Annotated in this window: 3 protein-coding genes; all 3 read left to right on the forward strand. The window is 69.2% G+C overall.

Annotated features, from left to right (window positions below):
• Nucleotides 1-2,729, forward strand: a 2,729-nt coding sequence (locus tag ACRDUX_RS15590) for a glycine cleavage T C-terminal barrel domain-containing protein (protein WP_526414922.1), incomplete at its 5' end; no start/stop codon positions are given.
• Nucleotides 2,722-3,312, forward strand: a complete 591-nt coding sequence (locus tag ACRDUX_RS15595; RefSeq protein ID WP_526414923.1) for a sarcosine oxidase subunit gamma — start codon at nucleotides 2,722-2,724, stop codon at nucleotides 3,310-3,312. The genes ACRDUX_RS15590 and ACRDUX_RS15595, both read left to right, overlap by 8 nt.
• Before the next feature lie 79 nt (nucleotides 3,313-3,391).
• Nucleotides 3,392-3,911: TIGR03619 family F420-dependent LLM class oxidoreductase (locus tag ACRDUX_RS15600; RefSeq protein ID WP_526414924.1), on the forward strand; the 520-nt coding region annotated here is incomplete at its 3' end.

The raw sequence follows: 3,911 nt of genomic DNA on the forward strand, positions 1-3,911 counted from the left end.
GCATCCATCAGGTGAGCACCAGCATCAAGTTCGGCCGCCCGCGCGGCATCACCGCGGTATGGGCCGAGGACACCGGCAGCCTGGTCCAGGTCGAGGACCCGTTCCCCGAACCCATGTTGCTCGCGACCACGATCGAACTCTTCGACGGTCTGGTGGCGCGGGGCATCCCCGGCCAGGGCCGCCTCGCCCAGACCCCGGACACCGCGAAGTACGACGCCACCCACCTGCACGCCGACGTCCTCGTCGTCGGCGCGGGACCGTCCGGGATCGCGGCCGCGCTGACCGCCGCCCGCGCCGGTGCGAGAGTCGTCCTGCTCGACGAGCAGACCGAAGCCGGTGGCGCACTGCTTGGCAGCAGCGACGCCATCGACGGACGGCCCGCCATGCAGTGGGTGGCCGAGGCCGTCGCCGAGCTGAGCTCCCACGGCGAGGTCCTACACCTGCAGCGCACCACCGCATTCGGACACTACGACGACGGCTTCGTGCTGGCCCTGCAGCGGCGCACCGATCACCTCGGGGCCCACGCGCCCGCGGCCGTCAGCAGGCAGCGGGTGTGGCGCATCCGTGCCAGGTGCATCGTGCTGGCCACCGGCGCGCACGAGCGGCCAATCGTGTTCTCCGACAACGACCGACCCGGGATCATGCTCGCCAACAGCGCGCGGACGTTCCTGCATCGCTACGGCGTCAAGGTCGGCGACCGGGCCGTGGTGTTCACCACCAATGACAGCGCGTATCTCGCCGCCGCCGACCTGCACGACGCGGGCGTCGGAATCACCGCGATCGTCGACGCCCGCGCCGAGGTGGCGCCCCACCTTCACGACGAATGCGCCGCGCGCGGCATCGCGATCCAGCTGAGCTCCGTGGTGAGCGGAACGCGCGGTGAGGCACGCATCAGCCATGCCGTCGTTGGCCCGCTGCGCGGCAACGGCGACCCGGTCACCGTGCCCTGCGACGCGCTCCTCGTCAGCGGCGGCTGGAATCCGGCGGTGCACCTGTTCAGCCAGGCGCGCGGCCAGCTGCGCTACGACGACGCGCTTGGAGCGTTCGTCCCAGGCGAGTCGCTCGCCGGGGTGAGCGTCGTCGGCTCGGCCGACGGCATCTTCGAGCTGCCTGCGTGCGTGCGCAGCGGCAGGGAGTCGGCCGCCTCGGCGCTGGCCGACCTTGGCTTCACCGCGCCGTCGGAACCGGTTGCCGGCGAATCGGATTCGGCTCGGGCCGAATCGGCCAGTGTCGTCCTGTGGCAGGTGCCCGACCCGACGGCCACGACCACGCAGTTCGTCGACCTTCAGCGCGACGTCACCGTGGCCGATCTGGTTCGTGCGGTGGGCGCCGGGATGGCGTCGATGGAACACGTCAAGCGCTACACCACCATCGGCACCGCCCACGATCAGGGCAAGACCTCCGGGGTCATCGCGTCGGGGATCACCTCCGAGCTTCTCGGAGTGCCCGTCGCCGAACTCGGGGTCACCACCTTCCGGCCGCCGTACACGCCAGTGGCGTTCGCCGCCTTGGCCGGTCGCGTCCGGGGTCGAAGGTACGACCCGGAACGGGTCACCGCGGTACACGACTGGCACGTGCACCGGGGAGCGGTCTTCGAGGACGTGGGCCAGTGGAAGCGGCCACGTTTCTACCCTCTGCCGGGCGAGGACATGGACACCGCAGTGCTGCGCGAATGCGCGGCCGTCCGCGGTGGCGTCGGCATCCTCGACGGCTCGACGCTCGGCAAGATCGACGTCCAGGGGCCCGATTCGGGCGTGTTCCTCGACATGCTCTACACCAACATGATGAGCACGCTCAAGGTCGGCATGGTGCGCTACGGCGTGATGTGCGGCGTGGACGGCATGGTCATCGACGACGGCACCGTGATGCGGTTGGCCGAAGACCGCTACCAGGCCTTCACCACCACCGGTGGCGCCGCCATGATCCTCGACTGGATGGAGGAATGGCTGCAGACCGAGTGGCCGCATCTGCGCGTCCGGCTCACCTCGGTCACCGAGCAGTGGCACACCTTTCCGGTGGTCGGGCCGAAGTCGCGCGACGTCGTCGGCGCCGTGTTCAAGGGCCTCGACGTCAGCAATGACGCCTTCCCGTTCATGGCGTGGCGCGACACCGACCTCGACGGTGTCCACGTGCGCGTCGGTCGCGTCAGCTTCTCGGGTGAGCTCGCCTACGAAGTCAACGTCATGGGCTGGTACGCAACAGCGTTGTGGGAGAGGCTGATCGAGGCGGGCGCACCCCATGGGATCACGCCGTACGGGACGGAGACCATGCACGTGCTGCGCGCCGAGAAGGGCTTCCCGATCATCGGGCAGGACACCGACGGCACCGTCACCCCGCAGGATCTCGGCATGAACTGGGTGGTGTCGAAGAAGAAGGTCGACTTCCTCGGCAAGCGGTCGTTCACCCGCAGCGAGAATCTCAACCCAGCGCGCAAGCAGTTCGTCGGACTGCTGCCGGTCGACTCCGAGACGGTCCTTCCCGAGGGATCGCAGATCATCGAGGCCCCCGAAGACGGTGTGCCACCGCCCATCCCGGTGCCGATGCTGGGGCACGTCACGTCCAGCTACCGCAGCGCCGCACTGGGTCGACCCTTCGCGCTGGCATTGGTCAAGGGTGGGCACGCCCGCATCGGAGACACCCTCAGCGTGCCGGTGAACGGGACTCTGGTTCCGGTGGAGGTCACCCGTTCCGCCCTCTTCGACCCAGAAGGAGCACGCCGAGATGGCTGACACCCTCACCCGACGGAGCCCACTGCAGGGCTGGGAATCCCGCTTCGCAGACATGCCGGAGTCGGCGAGGATCGTCGAGGTGCCGTTCGTCGCGATGGTCGACCTGTGGCTCGACCCGACCGGGCCCGGCGCCGTCGAAGCCGCCGACGTCCTCGGGGTGACGTCGCTACCGACCACTCCCTGCACGACGATCGACGGCCAGGACGCGACGGTCATCTGGTTGGGCCCCCAGGAATGGCTCGTCACGTCGAACAGCCGCGGCGGCGAGGACCTCGAGACCCGGTTGCGTGACCGGCTGACCGAGCACGGTGGCGCCGCGGTGGACGTCTCGGCTCAGCGGACCACCGTGCGACTGCGCGGTGCGCACGCTCGAGACGTGTTGGCCAAGGGCTGCTCGCTGGATCTGCATCCGGCGGAGTTCGGCCGCGGTGCGGCCGCTCAGACCATGCTCGGCCTGGCCGCCGTCGTCCTGCTACCCCTGAGCGACGACGGGACCGATTATCGGATCCTGGTCCGGTCGTCGTTCGCCGGCTACCTCGCCGAATGGCTGCTGGACGCCGCGGAGGAATTCGGCGTCGACTGATAGTGGCCCGGCGTGCTCGGCGGCGGTCGATACCCGGCCACCTTGCGCTTACGGACTGGAACACGTTCTAATTCTGGTCATGAACTACGGGCTCGTACTCTTCACCAGCGACCGCGGGATCGCGCCGGCTGCTGCCGCCAAACTCGCCGATGATCACGGTTTCGAGACGTTCTACGTGCCCGAACACACCCACATCCCGATCAAGCGCGAAGCCGCCCACCCCACCACCGGGGACGAATCGCTGCCCGACGACCGCTACATGCGGACGCTGGACCCGTGGGTGTCGCTTGGCACGGCCGCCGCGGTGACCTCCCGCGTGCGGCTGTCGACGGCCGTCGCGCTGCCCGTCGAGCACGACTGCATCACGCTGGCCAAGTCCATCGCGACGCTCGACCACCTGTCCGGTGGCCGGGTCTCGCTCGGCGTCGGATTCGGTTGGAACACCGACGAACTCAACGACCACAACGTTCCGCCCGCCCGGCGCCGCACCATGCTGCGGGAATACCTCGAAGCCATGCGGGCACTGTGGACGCAGGAAGAGGCCGAGTACGACGGCGAGTTCGTGAAGTTCGGCCCCAGCTGGGCGTGGCCCAAGCCCG

The sequence above is a fragment of the Mycobacterium sp. genome, assembly GCF_050701675.1.
In the GTDB taxonomy this organism is placed as follows: Bacteria; Actinomycetota; Actinomycetes; order Mycobacteriales; family Mycobacteriaceae; genus Mycobacterium.

What these genes read in the sequence shown, in the direction of transcription:
- ACRDUX_RS15595 (WP_526414923.1), top strand. Translation starts at nt 2,722, where the DNA reads ATGGCTGACACCCTCACCCGACGGAGCCCACTGCAGGGCTGGGAATCC.